The organism is Paraclostridium dentum (genome assembly GCF_012922555.1).
GTDB classification, from domain to species: Bacteria; Bacillota; Clostridia; order Peptostreptococcales; family Peptostreptococcaceae; genus Paraclostridium; species Paraclostridium dentum.
Genome location: NZ_WIPK01000049.1, coordinates 1 through 1,215, shown reverse-complemented (window position 1 = coordinate 1,215; position 1,215 = coordinate 1). Strand labels below are relative to the sequence as shown.

The 1,215-nt window shown below is 25.2% G+C and carries 2 protein-coding genes; both read left to right on the top strand.

Annotated elements, in window-relative coordinates:
• Positions 1-257 precede the first annotated feature (257 nt).
• Entirely contained in the window at positions 258-509 is a 252-nt protein-coding gene (locus GFJ41_RS17720; RefSeq protein WP_021431476.1) for a DUF2508 family protein, read from the top strand.
• Between the two features lie 26 nt (positions 510-535).
• Positions 536-949 carry a hypothetical protein gene (locus tag GFJ41_RS17715; RefSeq protein ID WP_021431477.1) on the top strand — a complete coding sequence of 138 codons (414 nt, stop codon included), beginning with the start codon at positions 536-538 and terminating at the stop codon, positions 947-949.
• Positions 950-1,215: the final 266 nt, after the last annotated feature.

Here is a 1,215-nt window from a genome sequence, read left to right as displayed (position 1 = left end):
GGATTATAGCTCAGCTGGGAGAGCACCTGCCTTACAAGCAGGGGGTCACAGGTTCGAGCCCTGTTAATCCCACCAGTGTAAAACATCTAATTTGAATAAATTAGATGTTTTTTTATTGTTAATTTTAGGAAAGCTTTATCTATTGTCAAAATAGGATTAAAGATGTAATATATACATTAAAAAGACATAGATAGGTATATCTAAAGTTATTTTTGGCAAGATTCTAGGTAGATAATAAATTTATTGGAGGAATTTTTATGCCTAGAAAAAAAACTTTAAAATATGATATAGAGAATAAAAAAATTATAAAAGAAATAAAGGCAGCACAATTAGAAATTAAACATGCTGAGAATTTTTTTCAATTTGTAAGTGACCCGGAGTTAGTTGATGTAGCTATATACGATTTAGAAGCTAAAAAATCAAAATACTCATATTTAATAAGGGTTGCAAAAGAAAAAGGAATTAAAAATTCTTTAGAAGAGTGTTTAATTGAATCATTGGCTAAATAATTAACACAGGATGAGGAGAATTATATATGTACATATTATTCGGTAATGAAATTGTAGATAGTGAAGAAATTAAATCATTAATAGAGAATGAAAGTCCATTTAGAGTAGATAAAGATTTAAGCAAAGGATCTAAAAGAGAAGATACTATTGCATTCCAAATTAGTGTAGATATTGAAGAGTTAAATGAAATAATAAAAGAAGAATATGAATTAAGTGAAATGGAAACAGAAGATTTATTTGATGAATATATGACTTTAGCAGATGAAATTGGTGTAGATTTAGAAGAATTAATGCCAGAAGGTGCTATTCTTAATGTTAGATCATATAAGTGGGATAATTCAGAAGATAGAATAAAAGCTGTTGTAGCAATAACTCATGAAGAAGTTGGAGAAATGAAACTAAGAGATATAACTAAAAGATTATTAAGTCAAGTTGATTAATTTAAAAATTTAATAATTAAAGTGGTCTATTATTTTAAATGACTACTTTAATTATAATATTATGTTATTTTTATTTAGATAATGTAATATTAATAAAACTGTATAATGTGTAAATTTCAACATAAAACTCAAAAAAAATAAAAAAATAAAATTAAATTTTAAAAAAGTATTGACGATGTTAAATTAAGGTGGTATAGTATTACTTGTCCTTAAGAAAAGGGCAAAACAAAAATGAACTTTGAAAATTAAACAGTAGGTTAATTATA

What these genes read in the sequence shown, in the direction of transcription:
- GFJ41_RS17720 (WP_021431476.1), top strand. Translation starts at nt 258, where the DNA reads ATGCCTAGAAAAAAAACTTTAAAATATGATATAGAGAATAAAAAAATT.
- GFJ41_RS17715 (WP_021431477.1), top strand. Translation starts at nt 536, where the DNA reads ATGTACATATTATTCGGTAATGAAATTGTAGATAGTGAAGAAATTAAA.